Source organism: Candidatus Solincola tengchongensis (genome assembly GCF_015711935.1).
Lineage (GTDB): Bacteria > Actinomycetota > Geothermincolia > Geothermincolales > RBG-13-55-18 > Solincola_A > Solincola_A tengchongensis.
Genome location: NZ_JACVJJ010000103.1, coordinates 43539 through 65636, shown reverse-complemented (window position 1 = coordinate 65636; position 22098 = coordinate 43539). Strand labels below are relative to the sequence as shown.

The window sequence follows — 22098 nt, the reverse complement described above, 5'->3', positions numbered from 1 at the left end:
AGACAGGATGAATTCGTACAAGGAGATCCGCGAATCCCTCATAGCCATCGTCCAGGATCTGGAAACGGGTACCACTTACCCCGTTTCCGGGACGCTCCGCGAGGGACTGGGAGAGGTGAGGCGGAAGCTGGAGGCGGAGAACTTCCACGTTGTGGTCATGGGGCAGTTCAAGCGGGGCAAGACCACTTTCATCAACAGTCTCCTGGGGGCGGAGGTCCTCCCCAGTTCGGTGGTGCCCCTCACCTCCATCAACACCGTTATTCGCTATGGGGAAAAGCTGGGGGCAACGGTTCACTTTCTGGACGGGGGAGTGAAGGAAATAGCGGCTGAGGCCCTTCCGGATTTCGTGACCGAGAAGGGAAACCCGGAGAACCGCCTGAGGGTGAGATACGTAGAGGTCCACTACCCCTCACCTTTCCTGAGGGACGGGGTATCTCTGGTGGACACACCGGGAACCGGTTCCACCTATCTCCACAACGACGAAACGGCGTATTCCTTCCTGGAGCACGCGGACGCGGTCATCTTCATGCTCTCGGCGGACCCGCCGGTGAGTCGCTCGGAACTGGAGTTCCTCCACCGCATACGGAGCAGCGTCCGCAAGGTCTTCTTCGTCCAGAACAAGGTCGACTATCTGGGGAGCGAGGACCTCGATGAGTCCCTGGCCTTCAACCACAGGGTCATCTCGGAGGCCGTGGACCTCGAGGAGGTGGTGATCCACCCCCTTTCGGCAAAGACGGCCCTCAAGGCGGCCGTGGCGGGGGACGCGGCACTGCTTGAAAGGAGTGGCCTTCCGGGATTCACGGCCGTGCTGGAGGAGTTCCTGATGAGGGAAAAGGGGAGGTTGCTGCTGGAATCCTGCGCCAGGAAGCTCAGGAGGCTGCTGGAGGATGAATACGCCTCTCTGGAGCTGGAGTTCGCGCTCCTCAAACATCCCTTTGAGGAGCTGGAGGGGAAGGTGAAATCCTTCCGGGAGCAGATGGGGTCGATAAGCAGGGAACGTGAGGAGGTCCGTTTTCTCATCCGTGGGGATCACGAACGCCTGATCAAGGAGTCGCTGGACGAGGAGGTGGAGCGCTTCAAGAGGGAGCAGACGGAGCCTCTGCTGGAGCGCTTCGACGCCTTCCTGGAGAGGAACGCAGCGCTCTCCGGCTCCGCCCTGAACGCGGCCCTCTCCGACTTCATCCGTACGGAGATAATGGAGACCTTCATCTCCTGGAGGCACACGCAGGAGGAACGCCTCTCCCAGGCCTTCCGGTCCATGGCCAGCCTGTACATGGAGAAGGCCAATGCCATCGCCAACCGCATCCTGGAGATAGCCGGTGAGCATTTCGGCCTCACGCTTCCCCGCCTGGAGGCGGAGATCGTCCTGAGCGACGAGGGAGAGTTCTGGTTCAAGATGGAGGACCCCCTGACGGACCTGGAGGTGTTCATAGGGGCCTTGACCAACATGCTGCCCAGGGGCCTTTCCCGGCGCCTGATAAGGAAGAGGCGGAGGGAGGAGCTGCTGACCCTCTTCGACCGCCATTGCGGCAGGGTGCGCTACGATTTCTTCCTCCGTCTCCAGAAGAGCATGGGAGCCCTCTCCTACCGGGTGGACGAGGTGATACAAGGGACGCTTGAAGCCATCGAGAGGGGGATAGAGAAAGCCCTGGGCGAAATCCGTGAAGGGGCGGAGGCGCTCCAGGCGGTGCAGGATGAGCTGGCGGAGAAGCGGAGAGCCTTGACGGAGGCAAGGAACAGGCTGGAAAAGGTGATGGGGCAGATCGCCTCGGAGCCCCGCGCATCCTGACCCGAGCCGGGTTGTGCGGCGGGGGATAAAGGCTTAAACTTCCCTTGGACGCCTACCCACATGAAGGCGCGCCCTGGGAGGGGTACCGGGGATTCGGGAGGTAAGCAATGGAACCAGGTTCCGTGACCCGCGGGCGCGCTGCACTCCTGGCCATCACTCTGGCCGCTGGCCTCGTTGTAGGGTTCGTGCTGGCCTTCAGGCTGGACGAGGAGGCCCGCCGCAGATTGCGTAAAACCATCTTCGAGCTCCGCGAGTTACCTTTCCGGGTGTTCCTCTAGGGGGTGGCGGGCATGTCCGATAGGTACGACGTCATCGTGGTGGGCGCCGGGGTGAGCGGGCTGACCGCGGCGTCTCTGCTCTCCAAGCACGGGCTGCGCGTGGCGGTACTGGAGCGCCTGGAAAGGCTAGGTGGTTGCTGTTCCAATTACGACGTCAACGGGTTCCGCCCCGAGGTGGGAGCCATCTTCGTCATCGGGCACGAGTTCTATTACAAGCTCTTCGAGCTCCTGGACCTGCGCCTGGAGGATTACCTGGACTGGAAGGTCATAGACCCGGTCTATCACGTGTACTTCGAGGACGGGAGCGCTTACCCGCTCCCCAGGGACATCGACGCCATGGCCGAGGTGGTGCGGAGTATCTCGCCGGGCGACGTGGACGGTTATTACCGCTACTGCCGGGAGATGGGCAAACTCTTCGATGCCTACCTGGCCTTCGTGCGCCGCCCCCTCCCCGCGCTGCAGGACCTGACAAAGATTACCAGTCTAGCCCGCCTGGCCGCCAACCGGGAGCTCCTCTACGCCCTGCCCGTGAACCTGAAGCTCCTTTTCAGGAACATGGACCGCTGCGTGCGCGACTATTTCCGCCACCCGCGCCTCCAGCTCATGTTCGGTTGGGAGAACCTCTACGCCGGGCTCCCCGCCCACCGCTGCACCGGGCTCTTCACCATGATGGCCCACATGGGGCGCATGGGTTATTACTACCCCCGCGGGGGCATGATAGCCATACCCACGGCCCTGGCCCGCATCGCCGAGGGGTTCGGGGCGGAGGTGCGCCTGGGAGCCGAGGTGGAAAGCCTGATCATCAAGGGGGGCGAGGCGCGGGGGGTGAGGCTTACCGACGGCACCGCCCTCACCTCCAGGGCGGTAGTGTCCACGGCACATTCCAGGGTGACCTATCTCAAACTGGTAGGCGAGGAGAACCTCCCCTCCTGGGCGGCGCGGACCGTGCGCAGGCAGCCCTGTTCCATACCCGCGCCCCTCATCCACATGGGGCTCTCCAGGAAGCTCGAGGGCATCCGCGCGCACATGTCCCTGGTGGCCAACCCCAGGGAGCAGGTGGACAACATCTGGGTGGATTACTACGACCGCGGCCTCCTCTACCGACCGGCGGACGGCGCCTACCTGCTGGTGTGCCCCACCTTCGACGATCCCGGCCTGGCGCCCGAGGGGAAGGACGTCCTCTCCGTCTTCTACATCGCCCCCTACCGGCTCCGCTACCACGACTGGGACCGCATCGCCGAGGAGTGGGCCTGGGAGGTGGTGCGCTTCCTGGACGGGCGGTGCCTGCCGGGCCTGGCGGATGCCGTGGAGTGGCTGGATTCCGTGCCCCCCACGGAGCTCGAGAGGCGGCTTAATGTGGCCGAGGGAGCCTTTTTCGGCATCGAGATGAGCCTCACCAACCTGGGGCCTTTCCGGCCCAATTACCGATCCCGGCTGGTGCCCCGACTCTACTTGGCAGGCCAGTGCACCAACCCCGGGCTGGGGGTGCCGGGGGCCATGATATCCGGTGTCGCCGACGCGGCCGTAATCCTCAACGACTGGAACCGGCGGCTGCGTTGATGTCCCTTGGCGGGGAAGCGGGCGGTAGCCCGGTTGACTTGAGAGGCGGCTCCGGATAAAGTAATGACATGTCAGTTCCAAAAAGAAGGATGAAGGCTTCCGAACGCCGTGAGCATATCCTGCGCAGCGCCGCCAAGGTGTTCTCCAGAAAGGGGTACCGCCTTTCCTCGGTCTCGGACATCGTGGAGGAATCCTCCATCGGACGCGGGACCTTCTACCTCTATTTCGAATCCAAGCGGGACATCTTCAGAGAGCTCATCGAGGCCTATTTCCAGGGCTACGCGGAGGTGCTGGAGGAGAATCACCGGCGGCTGGTGGAGGCCCTCTCCGGGAAGGGAAGGGTCCTGCGCACCTGGAGGGACAACATGGCCCGCGTCCTGCGCTATCACAGCGAGAACCCCGACCTCACCAGCATCGTCTACCGCGAGGCGCTGGGGAGGGACGAGGATTTCTCGGAGCGCGTGGAGGAGCTCTCCCTCCTGGCCAGGCAATGGCTCCGGGAGGAGTTCCGGTTGATGTCCCAGAAGGGGATGATGCGGGATTGCGACATAGAGGTGGTGACCTCCATAGTCATGGGGTCCACCGTCTACCTCATAATGGAGCACCTGCTCAAGGGCAACGGGATGGACGTCGACGAGTTGGCGGACACCATCGTGGAATACCACATCAGAGCCCTCATTCCGGCGGAAGGGGACGTGGGGCGCGCCTTGCGCAGCGCCCTGAGACCGTGATGAGGCCCTTCCTAAAGAGCGCGTTTTAAGGTAAGGTCGTCGAAAAGCCATAGGTTTCTCCGAGAGGAGGTGGAGAGAGGAAAGGAAGGCGGACGAGAGTGCGACCGGGAAAGGCCGGTGGTGGCGGACACGTTCGGCCTTTTCCGCAGCCGGGACGAGTCAGTTGTGGCAGCCGGAAAGAAGTAAGGGGTGAAGCGTATGGTTTCGTTCGAGTTGGACGACGAACAGAAGTTGGTCCAGGAAACCGTATCCTCCTTCGCCGCCGACCTCATGCAGCCGGCCATGCGGGAAAGCGACGAGTCTGGGGAGATTCCCCAGGAGGTCATCGCCAAGGGTTGGGAGCTGGGCCTTCTGGGGGGCTGCATCCCCGAGGAATACGAAGGATTCGGGGAGGAGCTCTCCGCCCTCACGGGGGTCATCGCCCTGGAGGAGCTGGGGTGGGGAGACCTGTCCATGGCCATGCATCTCATGGCCCCCTCCGTACTGGCCATCTCCGTACTCGACCAGGGGACCGAGGAGCAGAAGAAGCAGTATCTCCCGGCCTTCTGCGGTGAGGAGTACAAGGCGGCCTCCAGCGCTCTGGTGGAGCCTTACTACAACTTCTGCCCCTCGGCTATGCGGGCGGTGGCGGAGAGGGACGGTGACGAGTACGTCATCAACGGCAAGAAGTGCCTGGTCCCCCTGGCCAAGGAATCGGACCACATGTTGGTCTTCGCCGCCACCAGCCCGGGGATGGGCTTCTCCGGGGTGGACGCCTTCATCGTTCCCGTGGGGACCAAGGGCGTGGAGATCGGGGACCGGGAGAAGAACATGGGCATCAAGGCCCTGGCCACCTACCCGGTGAACTTCAAGGATTGCCGGGTACCCCTGGTATGCCGGTTGGGGGAGGAAGACGGGTGCGATTTCCTGCGCCTGCTCTCCCGTTCCCGCCTGGCCCTTGCCGCGCTGGCGGTGGGCATGAGCCGCAGGGCCCTCGAGCATTCGCGGGACTACGCCACCCAGAGGATCGCCTTCGGGGAGCCCATAGGGTCCCGCCAGGCCATCGCTTTCATGATCGCCGAGATGGCCATCGAGGTGGACGCCACGCGCCTCCTGGTGTGGGAGGCCGCCTGGCGCTGCGACAAGGACATGGACTTCGAGAAGGAGGCCGCCCTGGCCAAGAACTACGCGGCGGACATGGCCATGATGGTCTGTGACCGCGGGGTACAGATCATGGGCGGGCACGGCTACATCCGCGACAATCCCGTGGAGCTGTGGTTCCGCAATGCGCGCGGTTTCGCCACCTTCGAGGGCATGGTCATGGTTTAAGGAGGTGGGGAAGATGACCATAGATTTCGAGCTCTCGCCGCGCATCAAGGCCACCAAGAACATGATCCACATGTTCGCCGAGTCGGCCATAAGGCCCATCGCCCGCCACTACGACGAGAACGAGCACGAGAAGCCCTGGGACCTCCTGAACATGGTCCAGAAGTTCATGGGCGGAGGCATGGCCGGGGCCTTCGGTACGGGAGGCAAGGAAGAGAAGGCCGAGGGTGCGGAGCCCAAGGAGAAAAAGCCCCGGGAGACCAACCTGGCCGGAGCGGTGACCATCGAGGAGATCTTCTGGGGGGACGCGGGCATAGCCCTCTCCTTCCCCGGCCCGGGGCTGGGAGGGGCGGCGGTGCAGGCCAGCGGGACCCCGGAGCAGAAGGAGAAGTTCCTGGCCCGTTTCTCGGGGGACAAGCCCGTGTGGGGGGCCATGGCCATCACCGAGCCGGAAGCGGGTTCGGACACCGCCAACATAAAGACCACCGCGGTGCTGGACGGTGACGAGTGGGTGCTCAACGGGGAGAAGATCTTCGTGACCTCGGGCAAGAGCGCCCTGGAGGACTCGGAGGGTTTCGTGGTGGTCTGGGCCACCGTGGACCGCTCCGCGGGAAGGGCGGGCATCAAGCCCTTCGTCGTAGAGCATGGCACCCCGGGTATGCAGATCACCAAGATCGAGGATAAGCTGGGCATCCGCTGCTCCGACACCGTTTCCATCTCCTTCATGGACTGCCGCATCCCCAAGGAGAACATCTTGGGCAGCCCGGAGGTGGTGGACAAGACCAAGACCGAGGGGTTCAAGAAGGTCATGGCCACCTTCGACGCCACCCGGCCCCTGGTGGCGGCCATGGCCATCGGGGTGGGGCGCGCCGCCCTGGACTTCATCAAGGAGACCCTCAAGGAGGAGGGTGTGGAGCTGCGCTACGGGATCAACCCCAACCGCATGACCTCCCTGGAGAGGGACATCATGCAGATGGAGGCGGACCTCAAGGCGGCCCGGCTGCTCACCTGGCGGGCGGTATGGATGCTGGACAACGGCCTGCGCAACGACCTCCAGGCCTCCATGGCCAAGGCCAAGGCCGGGCTGGCGGTGACCCGTATCACCCAGAAGGCCGTCGAGCTCATGGGGCCCCTCGGGTATTCCCGCGAGTACCTCCTGGAGAAGTGGATGCGCGACTCCAAGATCAACGACATCTTCGAGGGCACGGGCCAGATACAGCTCCTGGTTACCGCCCGGCGCATCCTGGGCTTCTCCCGCGAGCAGCTCAAGTAAAGGCGAGCCCGAGTGCGGGGGCGGTGCTCCCCGCAGGGTGGGGACATGGCGCGAAAGGAAGGGAGGGGGCGATACGCCCCCTCCCCTTTGCGTACCTCGGCGCGGATGGGCGGAAAAGGTGTGCGGCGTGACGCGGGTTGTACGAGGATGGGAAAATGACCTCGTTTGAAGGATACGGTGGAACGGGGAGCCGGATGCCCGGACCCGTGCCGTGTGGGGGCAAGTGCGGGGAACGGTGGCGGGTGCGCCTTTTCCAGCCGCGCTTCAGTCCCCGCCGCCGGGTGACGATGCATATTGAGGGGCGTGTTAGAATTAGTGCGACCTGGATTGACGAGTCCGGCGGGTGTAGTTCGCGGGACGGTTAGGGGCGTTGGACGGCCGTCGCGGCGCTCTTTGGAAAACGGCTGAAGCGGGCGCTTACGGAGAAAGGCCCGTCCGGCGCCCGGGAGAGGCGGAATCTCAAGTCATGGACAACGCGAGGAGCGCGCCCGGGCAGAGGAAGGGCCCTTTTCTGGATCAGGGCACATCCCGTCCGAACGGGATGTGGGCTCGCTCCCGTGGCCTCTCCCTGAAGCGCCCCATTCTACGCCTCTGCCCGGACTGCGGGGTCCCCCTTTCCATCTCCCGCAATCACTCCTGGAGCGACGACGGGCGTATCCTGAGCCGCGATTCCTCCCAGAGGCTGGTGATAATGGAACGCAGGGTGGTGGAGGGCATCCTGCGGCGAGCAACGGAAATGTTGGGTGGGGAGACGGGGGATATCCTCACCCGCTGCAAGGCGTTGGACGCCTTTCTTTACGTCCGTTCCCTGATGACCGGGTGGAAAAAGATGGTAGGAAAATTCCCCTTTGGGGGAAGGCGTTTCTATGATTTCCTCTGTGAACAGGCGCGCATCCTGGGGCTGGCGGATGCCCGTGTGATCTCCTACCGGAAACGCCGCGAGCTCCTGGTGGGGTGCACTCAATGCTACAGCGAGGCCTTGTTCGCCGGCGACGTGCTGGGAGCGGTGCAGGCGGGTGAGGGGAGGGAGGCCGAGGTGAGCTTCTGGGAGGAGAAAGGGGAGAAGAGATTCGGGGTCACCGTGGGGAGGAAAGAAGCTCATGCAGCGGACATAACCGGACTCGAGGAGGATTCCCTCCCCGGAAACATCGTCTACCGGAGGTGCGGGTACTGCGAGGCTCCCTTCCCGGTGAGCTTCTTCTCCTGGGACACCGCCCGGGGGTTGATCCTGGATACCCACAACGGGGAGACGGTGGCCATGCTGGACACGGCGGGGATAAACGCCGCCTGTCTGGAGATAAAGAGCAGCCACCTCCCCGAGCTCGACGACCTTCTGGCGCGGGAGATAAAGGAGATCGTGAGCCGCCTTCTTCCCGGGCTGGAGTGGAAGAGGCGCGGACCGGAGGAGAGGGTGCGCGATCTCTTCTTCCTGGCCTACCGGGGGATGGGAAACCCCGTTTTCACCCGCGGCGCTGCCGGGGTCCTGGAGGCCTGTGTGGAGAACCCCTTCAACTATCCGATCGTGGCCGGTATCACGGCCGCCTTCCTGTCGCGCGGGGAGCCGGTCTCCTGGGAGTGGGAGAGGACGAGCAAAGCCCGCCTGGAGGTCCGGGTGAGGTTCCGATGACCCTTTCCGCTCCAGGCCCCTTTCCTGGGAGACCCGTGTTCGACGCGCGTGGCGATGCCGGAAGGCATCGCAAGGAGAGAGTGGTCCTTACCCACTCCTGAGGATGAAAAAAGTTTTCCCGACCCCCCGTGACCGCACCTCGTCTGCCACCTCTTACGTGTCGCGGTGACGACATAGCGGCAGGAGAGAGATTTCGCGGTGACGGCATGGCCGCAAGAGGCCACAAGAGATAAGCAAAACCTGTCTTGAAGGTGCTCGTGAGAGGAGGCGAAAATATCGACCGGCCGCGCATTTTTCTTCATCGTCTTCCCGGCCGCCTGGGTTGGAGGCTCTCAGGTCCCGGGATTGCCGGTGTTGCCCTGGGGAAGGAAATCGCCCCATTCCTCCTTCAGGCGGCTCAGGATCTCCCTCACCTCTCCCCGTATCTCGGACTTGCGCGCCTCCTCCCGCAACCTCCGCCTCGTCTTGAAGTCGGGATCGTGGAAGACGCGTCTGATGAGCTCAGCAGCCTCGGGGCCGCTGAACTCGGGGAGAAGGAACAGGGCCTGGCGGTCCTCACCGTCCTCGCGGTTCCATTTCTCCACCGCGATTCCGTAGTAACGGCAGAGGATGTTCTTGGCCTTGATGACCTCGAAGTCGTCCACGCCGAACTCGTAGCCGATGTCCTCGTCGTAGAGGTGCCCCCTCTCCAGGAGGAGCAAGGCGATCTTTTCCGCCAGTTCGCGAGCTTCCATGGGGAAGTTTGACCTCCGATTCAAGCGTGAACATGCAGCGCGTTATATTTTATCGGAGGATGCGAGGCGAAATTTAACCCCCAGGACGGCGGAGAAAGCGAGTGGTGCGGTTGCATGTCGCCGCCACTGGCCGACCGGCAGGAAGGGCTTCACCGAAAGATCCGGGAGGGATGCGTTCCCCACCACACTCGGCTGGAGCGTCAGGCTCGTTGTGAGGAGGGGTGATGGTGCAGTATAGCCGACCTCAGCGTTTCGCCCGCATCGGTTGAGGCCTCAGGCTCTTTGGGAGGAGAGGTTAGTGATATAGGAACGGCTGCCGGTCTCGTTGCGCAGGAACTCGTCGAACTCCTCCTCGGACACCTTGACCCCGGAGTGGAGGAAAAGGGTGTAGAGGTAATAGCTCATATAGGACCATTCCCTGCGCAGTTCCTCGATTATCTTCTCCCGCTTGCTCTTCACGGGGATGAGTTTTTCCCCCTCGTATTCCAGCTCGTTGAGCTTCCTGCGCAGGTCCCGGCAGGTGCGTATGGCGTCCCGGGTCTCGTATTCCAGATCCGTCTTGCTCATGTTGTTGATGTTGCGAATCCAAGGCGGGACGCTGTCGGAAGGCGTGCCGTGTTTGTACAGGTTGTAGTACCGAGCCAGCTTCTTCAGGACCTCTTCCGGCACTTCCTCCATCTTCACACTCCTAAACCCGGTTCTTCAGGGTGATATGTGAAAGGTCCAGGGTCAAGATCTTGCGGGCCAGGTCCGGGTAGCGGGCGATAAACAGGAGCTCGTCCTCCACCAGCGGCTTCTGGGTGGTGACGTTGGCATAACGCACCAGCTCAAGTATGTCGCGAGCCTCCTCTTCCGACTGGAACTCCACCTCCAGCTTCTCGTAGACGTTGCGGAATCCCTTGATGCCCGAATATTCCCCCAGGGTGATGTTGCGTCCCGTCTCGATGATCTCCGGTTCTCCGCGGCCCAGTTCCTCGTAGTCGTAGAGCTCGTAATTGCGCCGGCTCTTGAGGGCCCCGTCGGCGTGTATGCCCGATTCGTGAGCGAAGGCATTTTCGCCCACACCGGGCTGGTTGATGGGAATGGGGACCCCGAAGGCATAGGAGGCGTACTTGGCCGTCTTCCAGGCGGCCATCAGGTTCACCGCATCGTCCAGGACGTCCTCACCGTCGAAGAGGGAGGATTTCTTTATGGCCAGGATGACCGAGACCAGGTCCGCGTTGCCCGCCCTTTCCCCCATCCCGTTGATGGTGGTGTTGATGTAGGCGTTGACCCCCCCGTCCAGGGCGCCCTTGGCGCCGGCCACCGAGCAGGCCACGGCCATTCCCAGGTCGTTGTGGCAGTGGAGCTCGATGTCCATGCCCGTTTCCCTGGCCAGGAGGTTTATGCGTTCGTATATGGTGAAAGGGTCGTTGTAACCCAGGGTGTCGCAGTAGCGCATGCGCTCCGCCCCGTGTTCCTTTGCCGCCAGCGTGAACTCTATGAGGTGCTCGTCTGAGGTGCGGGATGCGTCCTCCGCGTTGACCCCCACGGACTGGAAGCCGAGCTCGTGTGCGCAGTCCAAGGCGTCGGTCATCATGCGCACCACGTCCTCGAACTGGTAGCGGCCGTTCCACTTGCCGCGGATCATCTGCTCCGAGGTGGATATGGATATGTTGATGTACTTCAGGTTGGGAACCAGCTCCCGGGCCAGTTCCACGTCGGAGCTCACGGCCCGTACCCAGCCGGAGAGTCGGGTATGGTGGATGACCCCCATCTCCGCCAGTTCCAGGTTGGCCTGCAGGTAATTGGTCTCGTGGCGTGTGGTGGGGAACCCGAACTCGCTCTGCCAGATGCCCATCTCGTCCAGGAGAAGGTTGATGATGGTCTTCTGGAGCTTGGCCAGCCCAAGGCGGGACGTCTGGACTCCGTCCCGGTTGGTGACGTCGACGATATATATCCGTTTGGAGCGCTCCCTGTTTCCGGCCTTACCGTTATCCGACAATTTCATCCTCTCTTTCCCGATATCGTCCCTCCATAAATCCCCTTTCCCGGCTTCACCGGACGCCGCCTCTTGATCGCTTCCCTGGAGGAGGAAATCTCCCCGCTCTCCCTGTCGGAAGGGGGTAGGCCCTGTCCCCTTGCCGGGTGGGTCAGCCGCCCGGCGTCTCCCCTTCCCCGACTTCCCGGACGGCATCATAAAGTATATCAAAGAGGTCGGCTATGTGCTCCTTTTCCAGGCAGGAGAAGGCGATGCGCAGATCGCGTGGGCCGGTGGCCACAACCCCCACCCCATACTTTTGCAGCAAGTGGCGGCGCAGGGTCTCCGCATCCACGTCGTGGAGGCGGAGGCACATGAAATACCCGCTGTTGAAAGGATAGGGCGTGAAGGCCTCAGCGAAGCGCGGGTCGCGGAGCACCGTTTTCACCTCATGGTATCGCTCTTTGAGGATGCGGAATTTTTCCTCTTTCTCCTCCCGGTATCCCGCGGTCTTGATGGCCTTGACCAGAAGGTGCTGGGAAGGAGTGGGACATGTGGATATGGTGCCCCGGATGAGCCCGGCCACCTTTTTCTCCAGGGCCTCATAGACCGCTTCCCCACCTTCCGGGCATCGATGGCTGAAGGTTATGAAGCCCACGCGGAATCCCCAAACGTAGTCCTCTTTGGTGGGTCCGTCGATCTTTATCGCCGTTATGCGGGGGTGGCTGTCGGCCAGGATGGAAAAGATCGATTCCGGGAAGCAATCGTCTTCGTAGAAGAGGCCGGTATAGGCGTCGTCCACCCCTACCACCAGGTCAAGGCCGCTTTCGGCGGCTTCAAGAAGGCAATCGGTAAGCTTGGTGACCTCATCACGGTTGGGGGTATACCCGGTGGGGTTATGAGGAAAGTTCAGGATTACCAGGGCCTTTCCGGGACGGGGAAGGGATTTGAGGGCTCCGGAGAAGGCTTCCAGGTCAAGGCCGCCGTGGGCGCCGAAAAAGGGGTAACGGACGATGTCCGCTCCCCTGCGGATCCCGAAAATCATGCGGTAGTTGCCCCAGCACGTATCGGGCAGGAGGAGGCGGTCTCCGGGGTCGCAGAACATGTCCGCCATGATGCTCAGGGCGTGGGTGAGGCCGCTGGTGACCACGGGGTGGGAGAAGCCCTTGCCAGCCAGGCCGGGATTCATGGCCAAAAGGTGCTCCCTCCACAGGCGCCTAAGCTCCGGCACGCCGGCAGCGGGAGAATAGGGAAAGGCCTCCTCCGCCTTGAGGTTCTTGACGTACCTGCGGAGAGCGCGCAGGTACATGGGCTTTCCGTCGCGGGTGGCCATGCCGATGGTGGCGTTGTAGCGATGGGCCATGCTTTTGGCCTCCGCCGTCTGGGTCAGGATTCCCCTGGGAAAGAACAACTCCTTCCCCAGGGACGAAAGGCAACGGTGGAGGCTGGGGGCGTTGTCTTCCAGGACCCGGTTCAGTTCCACGGCCAGCGGGTCTATGGTCCTCACCTCCCTACGTCCCGCCGCGATCAAGTACTTCCTTGTGTCGCTTAATCTTTCCTGTTCCGCCGAAAACCACTTTGAACGAGCGACCTTTACGCGGCCCACGGCCGCCTTCGATGTTAGCGCCCGGTTACCGGGTTAAACCATTATAATGGAATGGCACACGTTTGACATATCCCCTATGATCCTCCCTTCGGCGCCTCACCGCGAGCTCCCGCACCGCGTTACGGTCGGCAGTCGGCCGAGAAGGGCTTACAAGCCGACGCCTTTACTGCCGGTCGGAGGAGGAGTGGCTCTCCGGATTGCCGTGTACCCACTTCCCCGTCAGGCCCTGGTTCTGGCTCATGATTTCCCCAGGCGTATCTTAGCCAGCTCCCACGCATACTCGTAGAGGTGCATGCCCTTGGAGAGGGCGATGGTCTCTCCGGGCTCCACACCGATCTCCTCCGCCATGTATTCCTTGAGCAGCTGGATGCCCGCCAGGTTGGAAGGAAACCCGGCCCAGAGGTCCCAGGAGCGGAAATAGACCACGAAATGCAGCTTGCGCTCCTCCGGATAGATGCGGGTGTCTATCTGGCGGAGACAGGGCGGGTCTTCCAGATAGATGGATTGAGGGTCGCACACCGCCATGCATGCCTGGTTGGTGCCGAAGCCCTCCTCCCGGTACATGCGGATGACCTCCTGTATCTGGTGTTCGAGGTACATGCCGTAGGTGTAGTCCTCGTTGTCCGCCTTGGAGCTCGCGGAGCATAGCTTCTCCAGATATTCCTGAACGTATTCCATGTCCGTGGGTGGCGGCAGCCCGATGCCGGGGGGGATATCCGGTATGAGAGGGCGGGTCTCGGGATACCTTATCTTCACCACCACGAAGTCGTATTCCAGGCGGCGGTTCCCCTTAAAGCTCCCGCGGTCGATGACGTACTCCCTGCCCTTGTCGAAGATGTTGTACACGCACTGGAACCAGGCGTCCGGAAGGTCCCTGGCCTCTATGAAGGTTATCTCCATCCCTCACTCCCCCGCCTTCGCTTAACCTCTTCAGTCTGGATCGACGAGCGCCCCCGCCTCCGCCGGCAGCCCCCGGCGGAAGGGCCTTTTGGGGATAATGCTAACACCGGGCGGTGACGAAGAACATATCGGGCGAATCCGTGATCCGCCCTTCCCGCGGTCGCGTAGAGACCCGGCGAATAGATGCGCCTCCCGGTGTTCGCCGCCGGGCGCACGGCGTGGGTATGCGAAATCCAAGGCTCGCCCCACCGGAGGGCGATGTGTGGGAGAGGACGCTGGTTCTGGTAGAATGTCCCTGGACCGGGGCTTGTGATCGCCGGCCAGAGACCTTCAGGACGAGGAGACGGGAAAGATGGGCCTTCCGCGGATAGTTGCCGGATGCGACGTGGGATCCACCACCGGCAAAGCGTTGCTCATGAGGGGGGACGAGATACTCGGCTTCTCCGTCATCCCCTGCGCCGTGAGGCCCGAGCTGACCGCCGAACAGGCCCTCGAGCTGGCCATGCGCGAGGCGGGCGTCTCCTCCCGGGAGGAGATCGCCTATGTGGTGGGCACGGGCTACGGCCGGGTACGCATCCCCTTCGCCGACGAGAACGTGTCCGAGATAACCTGTCACGGGCTGGGAGCCTTCTTCCTCAAACCGGGGGAGCGCACGCTCATCGACATAGGCGGGCAGGATTGCAAGGTCATCCGTGTCAATTCCCAGGGGCGGGTGGTGGATTTCGCCATGAACGACAAGTGCGCGGCGGGCACGGGGAGGTTCTTCGAGGCCATGGCCCGTGTACTAGAGGTCTCCCTGGAAGAACTTACCATGTTGTCCCTGCGCTCCGGTAACCCGGCGCAAATCACCAGCCAGTGCAGCGTCTTCGCCGAGTCGGAGGTCATAACCCTGCTCAATGAGGGCGTGGGACTTGAGGACATCGCCGCGGGCATCAACGAGGCCATCGCCTCCCGGTTGGCGGTTCTGGTGCGCAAGGTAGGCCTTGAGGGGAGGGCTTCCGTATCCGGAGGTTGCGCCAAGAACCGCGGACTCATCCTCTCCCTGGAGAGGAGGCTTGATGTGGAGCTCGAGGAACTGGGCATGGATCCCCAGGTCATAGGGGCCCTTGGAGCGGCGGTGATCGCGGGCAGAAAGGCGGGAAGCGCGGACACCGGGGGTGGGTGATATGGAGCGGGCCGGGATACCCGAATCGGGGGAAGAGAGGTACATCCGGAAGATAAAGGAGCTGGACATGATCTGGCGGCTCAACGAGCAGATCATGTCCTTCCGGGACATGGGGAGCCTTCTGCAGAGCATACTCAAGGGAGCCCTGGACGTCATGGAGGCCACCTCGGGTTCTTTGATGCTCATCGACCCTCCGGGCAGCGACACCCTGGTCATAAAGGCCGCCCACGGACTGCGCCGGGATGTGGTGGACAAGGCACGAACCCGGGTGGGGGAGGGAATAGCCGGGCTGGTGGCGGAAAGACGTGAGGGCATGCTCCTCCTCGATGACCTCATGGACCCCCGACTGCGCACGCGGCGCAAGGTCAGCGATGCCCTGAGCGTGCCCATCATAGCCGAGGGCGAACTGCTCGGAGTCCTGAACCTCAACACCAAACGCGGCCAGGCCTTTGGAGAGTTCGACCTCTTCCTGCTCAACACGCTGATCAAGCAGATCGCCACGGCCATAGTGAGGGGCGAACGCCTCGAGGAACTGCGCTCCAAGCTGTCCGGGATAGAGGAGAAGGAGCGGGTTGTGGTGGAGGAGATAAAGCGCCTGGACCGCCTCCTGGACGAGAAGCGCCGGGAGTACCAGAGGCTGCGCCAGGAACACGAACGGCTACTTCGCGAGATGCAGGGGCTGACGGGGCCGGTGGCCTGAACGCAGCCGCCGTTTCCGGGCGGGGAGAGCGCAACGTCATCAAGGGGGCCAACGCATATGAGACCGGAGAACCGTTACCTCCTGGCGCTCTATGCCAGCCCGCGTCGCCGGGGAAACACCTCCCTGCTCCTCGATTCCCTCGTGGAGGGAGCGGGGGAGGCGGGTGTGGAGGCAGTCTCCTTCCGGGTGGCGGAGATGGACATTCGCCCCTGCCGGGGATGCGAGGCATGCTCCCGCGACGGGGAGTGCGTCCAGAGGGACGACATGCAGGCCATCTACCCTCACCTGGAAAGGGCGGGCGCCGTGGCCCTCGCGGCCCCCATCTTCTCCATGCACATATGCGCCCAGGCCAAAGCCCTCATCGACCGCTGCCAGCGGTTCTGGGCCCTGACCTATGTCCTCGGAAAGCACCCGGTGGACGACGGCCTCGCCGCCCGGAGGAGGGGGCTTTTCATCTCCTGCTGCGGGAGGGACGCGCCGGAGACCTTCGAGTGCACCCGGCCCACCGTAGCCTATTTCTTCCATGTCATCCGCGTGAAGGACTGGGATTCCCAGACCTATGCCGGGGTGGACGCGGCGGGGGAGATAAGGAAGGTGACCGGGGCGCTGCAAAGGGCGGCGGGGTGGGGCAGGAGCCTCCGGGACTGGGGGAGCGGCGCGCCATGAGGAGTGTCGTCCCGCCGTACCGTTGCCCCCCTCCGTTTTCCGGGGGAGCGGCGTTGGCGGCCGGACTGGAGGGCGCAAAAAGCGGGAACGGTGCCCACGAATGGGGGATACCGGCCTACCGTGTCTCATCGGCCCTCTACGACCGGTTGGTGGGCGAGGTCCTCCACGAGCTGTGGAGGGAGAACTTCGAGCGCCTGGCCAGGAGGTACGCGCTGGGGCTCGACCGGGTGGCCGACGTGGCCTGCGGAACCGGGATGGCCTCACTTTATTTGGCACAGAGGGGCAGCAGGGTCATCGCCGTGGACCGATCGGAGGAGATGTTACGGGTCGCCGCAGCCCGCCTCAGGGGCAGAGGAAGTGTGCTCCTCCTCCGTCAGGACATGCGCCATCTCTCCCTTCCTTTCAAGGTCCAGACCATGGTGTGTGCCGCCGATTCCCTGAATCACCTGCTCCACGAGGAGGACGTGCGCAGGGCTTTCCGTTGCTTCGCCTCCGCGCTGGAGGCAGGTGGTCACCTGCTGTTCGATGTGAACACCGCTTACCAGTTGAGGGAGGGGCAGGACGACAGGGAGTGGGTCTTCCGGCTGGAGAACTGGCGTCTTTCCTGGAGGAGTGAATGGGAGGAAGAGACTTCCAGTGCCACCCTTACCATGCGCCTGGGGCAGGTGGACGGGCGGGGGGACGTGTGGGTGGAGGTGCATCGCGAAAAGGCCTATCCCGCCGACCTCCTGGCCGCCCTTCTCGAGGAGGCTGGCTTCCGGAGGGTGGAGGTTTGGGATGCCGCGGGTCTGGGCAAGCCGGGGGCGAGGACGAGGAGGCTGCAGTTCGTGGCACTGCGGGGGTAGACGCAGGCCGCGTATGAAAGGGGTCTCCCGCCCGTAGGAGGGGGAGCGGACACCTATGGCCCTGAGGTCTTGCGCTGCATATAATAGGAAAGAATCGGTTCCCGATTAGGCTGTAGCGGGTTCCCGATGAGGCTGTAACGATAAACGATATAAAGATCCGGAAAACTCTGGCAACCTCTGGGTGTTGTTGTAAATATCTTCCAATAGGTTGCGAAGGGATCAGTGATGAGGGAGGAAGAGCAGGAGGAGGGATGGTCATGGCCCTGATGAACGGAGGGGAAGTGCTGGTGCGGGCGCTGCTCAAGGAGGGGGTGAGGTGGGTCTTCGGCATCCCGGGGGGGCAGCTCTGTACCTTCACCGACGCCATCGCCCGCGTGGGACGCCCCAACGGCATGGAGTTCGTGATGACCCACCACGAGGCGGTTGCGGCGCATATGGCCGACGCCGTCTCCCGGACCTCGGACATGGTGGGGGTGTGCACGGGGACAGTGGGTCCGGGGGCGGCCAACCTGGTGGCGGGGGTCTACGTAGCCTATAACGACAGCATACCCATGGTGGTCATCACCCCCCAGATACACTCCGACCGCTCCTACCCCTTCAAGGGGTCCCAGCAGCAGCTGGACCAGGTGAACCTCTTCCGGCCCATCACCAAGTGGAACGCCCTGGTGAACCGCTGGGACCGCATCCCGGACCTGGTGCACTGGGCCTTCCGGGAGGCCACCACCGGGAGGCCGGGGCCCGTGCACCTGGACTTCAACGTGGACGTCCTCTTCCAGAACGGGGAGATAGACGAGAAGGTCTTCCTGCCCCCCGAGCGCTACCGCACGGAGGTCCGCCCCTGCGGCGACCCGGAGGCGGTGGACAGGGCGGTGGAGATGCTCCTTTCCGCGGAGAAGCCCCTCATCCACGCCGGGGGAGGCGTGATGCGCTCCAAGGCCTGGGATGAGGTGCGGGAACTGGCAGAATACCTGCAGATCCCGGTGACCACCAGCGTGTCCGGGCGGGGCACCCTGCCCGAGGACCATCCCCTGCTGCTCCTGCCCAAGGGCATGGGGGCGATTATGGCCGAGTCCACCTCCGACCTGGTGCTCAACGTGGGCTGCACCATGTCCGAGCTCGACTTCTGGGGGCAGCCAAACATGTGGGGGGATCCCTCCACGCAGAAGTTCATCTACGTGGACATCGACCCCGCCAACATCGGGCTCAACCGGGAGTTCGACCTGGGCATCGTGGGTGACGCCAAGGCCGTTCTGCGCCAGATCATCGAAAGGGTCAAGAAGGAGACCGGACCGGTGGAGGGTCCGCGCGACTTCATGGCCGGATACCGCGAGCTGGAGGAGCAGGCCCTGAGCTCCTACGAGGAGATGGCGCGCTCCGACGCCAAACCCATCCATCCCCTGCGCCTGGTGACCGAGGCGGTGGAGTTCCTGGGCCGGGACGGCATCCTGGTCATGGACGGCGGCAACACCGCCCTGTGGACCAACATCGCCGGCCGGGTCTACCATCCCCGTTCCTACCTCTTCGCCGAGGGGACCGGGCAGCTGGGAGTGGGCATCGGTTTCGCCATGGGGGCCAAGCTCACCAACCCAGATCGCCCGGTGTATATCATCCACGGGGACGGCTCCTTCATGATCAACTGCCAGGACATCGAGACCGCGGTGCGCTACAAGCTCCCGATCATCGACATCATCGCCAACGACAGCGCCTGGGGGATGATCAAGGGCGCTCAGCACGCCGCCTTCGGGCAGCGGTACTGCGGCGTGGAGTTCGGGGAGATCCGCCACGACCTGCTGGCCGAGGCCATGGGGGCCAGGGGCATCCGGGTGGAGAGCCCCGACGAGATACGACCCGCCCTGGAGGAAGCGGCCGCTTCGGACCGCCCGACGGTCATCGACGCCGTGGTGGACAAGGAGGCCAACCTGGATGTGCCGGTGCTCTTCCAGATGATCGTCCAGCTCTGGCTTAAGGGGTGCCCGGAGCCCTACTGCGGGACCTGATCCGCATCATCTTCCAGGATCTCCCAATCCGGGGGCAGAAGCTCCCGGACTTTATCGCGTATGAGGCGGGTGAGCTCCGGGAGGACCTTATGGGGCCTCCCCTCCAGGCGGGGCACCTGGAAGGGTTTGCCGATGTTTATGTGGTAGTCCTTCCCTTTCTCCTCGGTGATGCCGATGGGGAGCACTGGCACCCCGGTCTTCCAGGCGAAATAGGCCGCCCCGTGGGTGAAAGGGTGGAGCTTGGTATCGTCGTGGCGAGTGCCCTCAGGGAATATCCCCACGCAGTCGCCGCGTTCCAGGTATTCCATGGTGCGGCGTATGGCTTCCGGGCCGGGCTTCTCCCGGTCCACGGGATAGGCGAAGAAGATGCGCACCATGAGGCATTCGAAGAGGCTGTTGCGGGGGTCGAAGGCCTCCTTCTTGGCCATGAAGCGGACGGGTCGCTTGAGGGCTAGGTTGATGGCCACGGGGTCTTTGCGGCTGTTGTGGTTGGCCACCACCAGAAGAGGCCCCTTGCGGGGGACGTTCTCGTATCCGGTGCAGCGGAAATGGTAAAAGAGAGCGACCACGCGGAAGATGGGCCAGCCGATCCAGAAGCGTATCACTCGAGACACCTCCTGCCCCTCCAGGGGAGCGGGTTGGCCCCACCCGGATTCCCATCCGCGGAGCGGTGCCCGTGTGGGGTTGCCTTTCCCAAGGTTTTCCCTCTACTCCTGATTCAGAGGCGAGACGCCTTCCCCATAAAAGGTATCACAGCCGCGGCAGAGAAGAATATAGTCGGGAGGGGAGTTGAGGATGTGAGAGGAAGGATGAGAAAAACGACGGGGTTTAAGAGGATCTTGAGGGGCGGGGTCGACAGTTTCAACGGTCCTCGCCCGGGGAGGCGGGAAGAACCATGGTGAAGCACAGAGCTTTCTTTTACGCCTACCAGGGGACGCCCGGGGTGGGGGTGTTGGCCCGCCACCAGCACGAGGGGTGGCAGAGGGTGAACCTGTACGCCTTCGGGGTGGATATGGACAACCTGCAGCGGTTACTGGAGGAGGAGAGAGGCTCCTCCCTCATCGATGGCGGCATACTGTCGGCCAGGCCCGCACAGTCGAAAGTGATAATCGCCGGGGGCGTGGTCTTCAAGGGCATCACCTGTCTGGCCGGCGAGGGGCGCGCAGCCGAGGAGGTGGTTTCCGCCCTGGAAAAGACAGTCCCGGATTTCAGGGTCATGGGCACCGAGGATTTCCGAAGGCCGGAGATAATCTCTCCTCTCGAGGTCTACGGGTTCTCCTACCGGGGGAAGCTCATCGGCATCTCCCGGGTGGTCTTCTTCGAGTACGCCACCCAGTTCTCACTGGCCGGCATCTTTAGGGATCAGGACAGCAACCTGATGGACGAACTGCACCACTCCCTGGCTGAGCTTCATCCCTACCTCACCATCCCCAACCCCCTGCATACCGAGGAGAGGGACCAGAGGGTGGAGGTGAACCTCTTCATGGAGAGGTTTCCCCTCAAGGAGGACCTGCAGGAGGACTTCGTGCGCGCCATTCAGGCCCTGCCCGAACTCTCTTTCTATGCCATCTGATCGGCCCTACCCGGGCCTCACCTCTGCCCCCCACTCATTAGTGCAGAGGTGAAGGGCACCCCAAGATGTCGAAAGACATGCTGCATGGCGTTTGTGCGGGCCGAATCGGCCGGGACCTCCACGGGGAAAAGGGTAGCGGGAGGCCGCACTGGCGGGGAGAAGGTCCACGACGGGTTCAGAGGGTCCTCCCGATGGCCGTGGCCACCTTCCGTAGTTTGCCCATGAGGTTGGAGAAGGTCTCGAAATCCAGGGACTGCGGGCCGTCGCATAGGGCGGCATTGGGGTTGGGGTGGATCTCGATGAGCAGACCGTCGGCGCCCGCCGCTACCGCGGCCAGGGACATTGCCGGCACCAGGGAGGCGATGCCCACGGAGTGGCTGGGGTCCACCACCACCGGGAGGTGGGTGAGCTTCTTGAGCGCGGCAACCGCGGAGAGGTCTAATGTGTTGCGGGTGTAGGTCTCGAAAGTGCTAATCCCCCTCTCGCAGAGGATGATGTTCCGGTTGCCCTCCTTGATTATGTACTCCGCCGCCAGAAGGAGGTCCTCTATCTTGGAGCTGGGACCGCGTTTGAGCAGTACGGGATGTCCGCTGCGGCCGATCTCGGTGAGGAGGACGAAGTTCTGCATGTTGCGCGCTCCCACCTGGATGATATCCGTGTACTGACAAAAGACGTCGATGAGTCGTGGGTCGGTCAGCTCGGTGACCACCGGGAGGCCGGTCTCCTCCCGGGCCTCCGCCAGGTAGCGCAGCCCCTCCTCCCCCAGGCCCTGGAAGCTGTAAGGGCTGGTGCGGGGCTTGAAGGCTCCGCCGCGGAGAACGGAACCGCCCGCCAGCTTCACCAGCCGGGCGGTGTTGAGTATCTGTTCGCGGCTTTCCACCGCACATGGTCCGGCCATGACCACGACCCGGTCACCACCGATGCGCACCCCCGCCACCTCGATCACCGTGTCCTGGGGATGGGTCTCGCGGGCGGCGAACTTGTAGGGCTTCAGGATAGGGATTATCTGCTCCACGCCGGGATAACCGGCCATGGTCTCCACGATCTTCGTCTTGTCGTCCCCGATGACCCCGATGACCGTCTTGCGGACACCGTAGATAGGATGGGTCTTTAGGCCGAACTCCTCGATCTTGCGCATCACCGCTTCGACCTGCTCGCGGCTTGCGCCCTCGGACATGACCACGATCAACGATACCACCTCGCGAAAAAGGGTTTGAGAAGAAAGCTACCACCGGGGGGCTGGGGTGTCAACGAGCGCACCGGGAAACGGCGCTTGCCGTGGCGCAGCGGCGTGGAGATGGCCTGTTTCTTTTTGCGAGCGAGGGATGAAAGGGGGTGGCCGGTTTCCGCCCCGCAGCCATCCTCTTTGTGGCGACTTGGGAACCGATC

General features: G+C 63.2%; 20 protein-coding genes. 13 read left to right on the top strand and 7 right to left on the bottom strand.

Annotated features, from left to right (window positions below):
* The first annotated feature begins 7 nt into the window (after positions 1 to 7).
* The 7 genes from H7007_RS10290 (at position 8) to H7007_RS10260 (ending at position 8563) form a co-directional block, all read left to right on the top strand.
* Positions 8 to 1789 carry a dynamin family protein gene (locus H7007_RS10290; protein WP_287155166.1) on the top strand — a complete coding sequence of 594 codons (1782 nt, stop codon included), beginning with the start codon at positions 8 to 10 and terminating at the stop codon, positions 1787 to 1789.
* Positions 1790 to 1896: 107 nt separating this feature from the next.
* Positions 1897 to 2067 (top strand): hypothetical protein, encoded by a 171-nt coding sequence (locus H7007_RS10285; protein ID WP_287155165.1) that lies wholly within the window; start codon positions 1897 to 1899, stop codon positions 2065 to 2067.
* 12 nt (positions 2068 to 2079) lie between these two features.
* Positions 2080 to 3627, top strand: a complete 1548-nt coding sequence (locus H7007_RS10280; RefSeq protein WP_287155163.1) for a phytoene desaturase family protein — start codon at positions 2080 to 2082, stop codon at positions 3625 to 3627.
* Positions 3628 to 3716: 89 nt separating this feature from the next.
* Positions 3717 to 4358 (top strand): TetR/AcrR family transcriptional regulator, encoded by a 642-nt coding sequence (locus H7007_RS10275; RefSeq protein ID WP_287155162.1) that lies wholly within the window; start codon positions 3717 to 3719, stop codon positions 4356 to 4358.
* A gap of 198 nt (positions 4359 to 4556) precedes the next feature.
* The gene (locus H7007_RS10270) at positions 4557 to 5666 is read left to right on the top strand and encodes an acyl-CoA dehydrogenase family protein (protein WP_287155216.1); all 1110 of its coding nucleotides are present in this window, start codon (positions 4557 to 4559) and stop codon (positions 5664 to 5666) included.
* A gap of 13 nt (positions 5667 to 5679) precedes the next feature.
* Positions 5680 to 6936, top strand: coding sequence for an acyl-CoA dehydrogenase family protein (locus H7007_RS10265; RefSeq protein WP_287155161.1), 1257 nt, complete (start codon positions 5680 to 5682; stop codon positions 6934 to 6936).
* 466 nt (positions 6937 to 7402) lie between these two features.
* Positions 7403 to 8563: a hypothetical protein gene (locus H7007_RS10260; protein ID WP_287155160.1), complete on the top strand. Its 1161-nt coding sequence runs from the start codon at positions 7403 to 7405 to the stop codon at positions 8561 to 8563.
* A 332-nt stretch (positions 8564 to 8895) separates the two neighbouring features.
* Here the strand turns inward: H7007_RS10260 and H7007_RS10255 are convergent, their stop codons facing one another.
* From H7007_RS10255 to H7007_RS10235, 5 genes are all read right to left on the bottom strand, one after another.
* Positions 8896 to 9297, bottom strand: coding sequence for a hypothetical protein (locus tag H7007_RS10255; RefSeq protein WP_287155159.1), 402 nt, complete (start codon positions 9295 to 9297; stop codon positions 8896 to 8898).
* 273 nt (positions 9298 to 9570) lie between these two features.
* Positions 9571 to 9975: a hypothetical protein gene (locus H7007_RS10250; protein ID WP_287155158.1), complete on the bottom strand. Its 405-nt coding sequence runs from the start codon at positions 9973 to 9975 to the stop codon at positions 9571 to 9573.
* A gap of 10 nt (positions 9976 to 9985) precedes the next feature.
* On the bottom strand, positions 9986 to 11287 hold the full coding sequence (locus tag H7007_RS10245; protein WP_287155156.1) for a hydroxymethylglutaryl-CoA lyase-like TIM-barrel protein: 1302 nt from the start codon (positions 11285 to 11287) through the stop codon (positions 9986 to 9988).
* Positions 11288 to 11429: 142 nt separating this feature from the next.
* On the bottom strand, positions 11430 to 12764 hold the full coding sequence (locus H7007_RS10240) for an aminotransferase class I/II-fold pyridoxal phosphate-dependent enzyme (protein WP_287155155.1): 1335 nt from the start codon (positions 12762 to 12764) through the stop codon (positions 11430 to 11432).
* Between the two features lie 336 nt (positions 12765 to 13100).
* Positions 13101 to 13763: a thymidylate synthase gene (locus H7007_RS10235; RefSeq protein WP_287155154.1), complete on the bottom strand. Its 663-nt coding sequence runs from the start codon at positions 13761 to 13763 to the stop codon at positions 13101 to 13103.
* Between the two features lie 352 nt (positions 13764 to 14115).
* Between H7007_RS10235 and H7007_RS10230 the strand changes: the two genes are divergently transcribed.
* The 5 genes from H7007_RS10230 (at position 14116) to H7007_RS10210 (ending at position 19136) form a co-directional block, all read left to right on the top strand.
* Positions 14116 to 14928 carry an acyl-CoA dehydratase activase gene (locus tag H7007_RS10230; RefSeq protein ID WP_287155153.1) on the top strand — a complete coding sequence of 271 codons (813 nt, stop codon included), beginning with the start codon at positions 14116 to 14118 and terminating at the stop codon, positions 14926 to 14928.
* Position 14929: 1 nt separating this feature from the next.
* The gene (locus tag H7007_RS10225) at positions 14930 to 15628 is read left to right on the top strand and encodes a GAF domain-containing protein (protein ID WP_287155152.1); all 699 of its coding nucleotides are present in this window, start codon (positions 14930 to 14932) and stop codon (positions 15626 to 15628) included.
* A 57-nt stretch (positions 15629 to 15685) separates the two neighbouring features.
* Positions 15686 to 16294 carry a flavodoxin family protein gene (locus H7007_RS10220; RefSeq protein WP_287155151.1) on the top strand — a complete coding sequence of 203 codons (609 nt, stop codon included), beginning with the start codon at positions 15686 to 15688 and terminating at the stop codon, positions 16292 to 16294.
* A 53-nt stretch (positions 16295 to 16347) separates the two neighbouring features.
* Complete coding sequence (locus tag H7007_RS10215; protein ID WP_287155150.1) at positions 16348 to 17139, top strand: class I SAM-dependent DNA methyltransferase; 792 nt, start codon at positions 16348 to 16350, stop codon at positions 17137 to 17139.
* Between the two features lie 257 nt (positions 17140 to 17396).
* Positions 17397 to 19136, top strand: a complete 1740-nt coding sequence (locus tag H7007_RS10210) for a thiamine pyrophosphate-binding protein (protein WP_287155148.1) — start codon at positions 17397 to 17399, stop codon at positions 19134 to 19136.
* Here the strand turns inward: H7007_RS10210 and H7007_RS10205 are convergent.
* Entirely contained in the window at positions 19121 to 19741 is a 621-nt protein-coding gene (locus tag H7007_RS10205; protein ID WP_287155147.1) for a lysophospholipid acyltransferase family protein, read from the bottom strand. The genes H7007_RS10210 and H7007_RS10205 overlap by 16 nt on opposite strands.
* Positions 19742 to 20031: 290 nt before the next feature.
* On the opposite strand from H7007_RS10205, the gene H7007_RS10200 reads away from it, so the two are divergent.
* Positions 20032 to 20709 carry a hypothetical protein gene (locus H7007_RS10200; protein WP_287155146.1) on the top strand — a complete coding sequence of 226 codons (678 nt, stop codon included), beginning with the start codon at positions 20032 to 20034 and terminating at the stop codon, positions 20707 to 20709.
* 175 nt (positions 20710 to 20884) lie between these two features.
* Here H7007_RS10200 and aroF read toward each other — a convergent pair whose 3' ends face one another.
* Positions 20885 to 21898 (bottom strand): 3-deoxy-7-phosphoheptulonate synthase, encoded by a 1014-nt coding sequence (gene aroF, locus H7007_RS10195; protein ID WP_303646195.1) that lies wholly within the window; start codon positions 21896 to 21898, stop codon positions 20885 to 20887.
* Between the last annotated feature and the right edge of the window lie 200 nt (positions 21899 to 22098).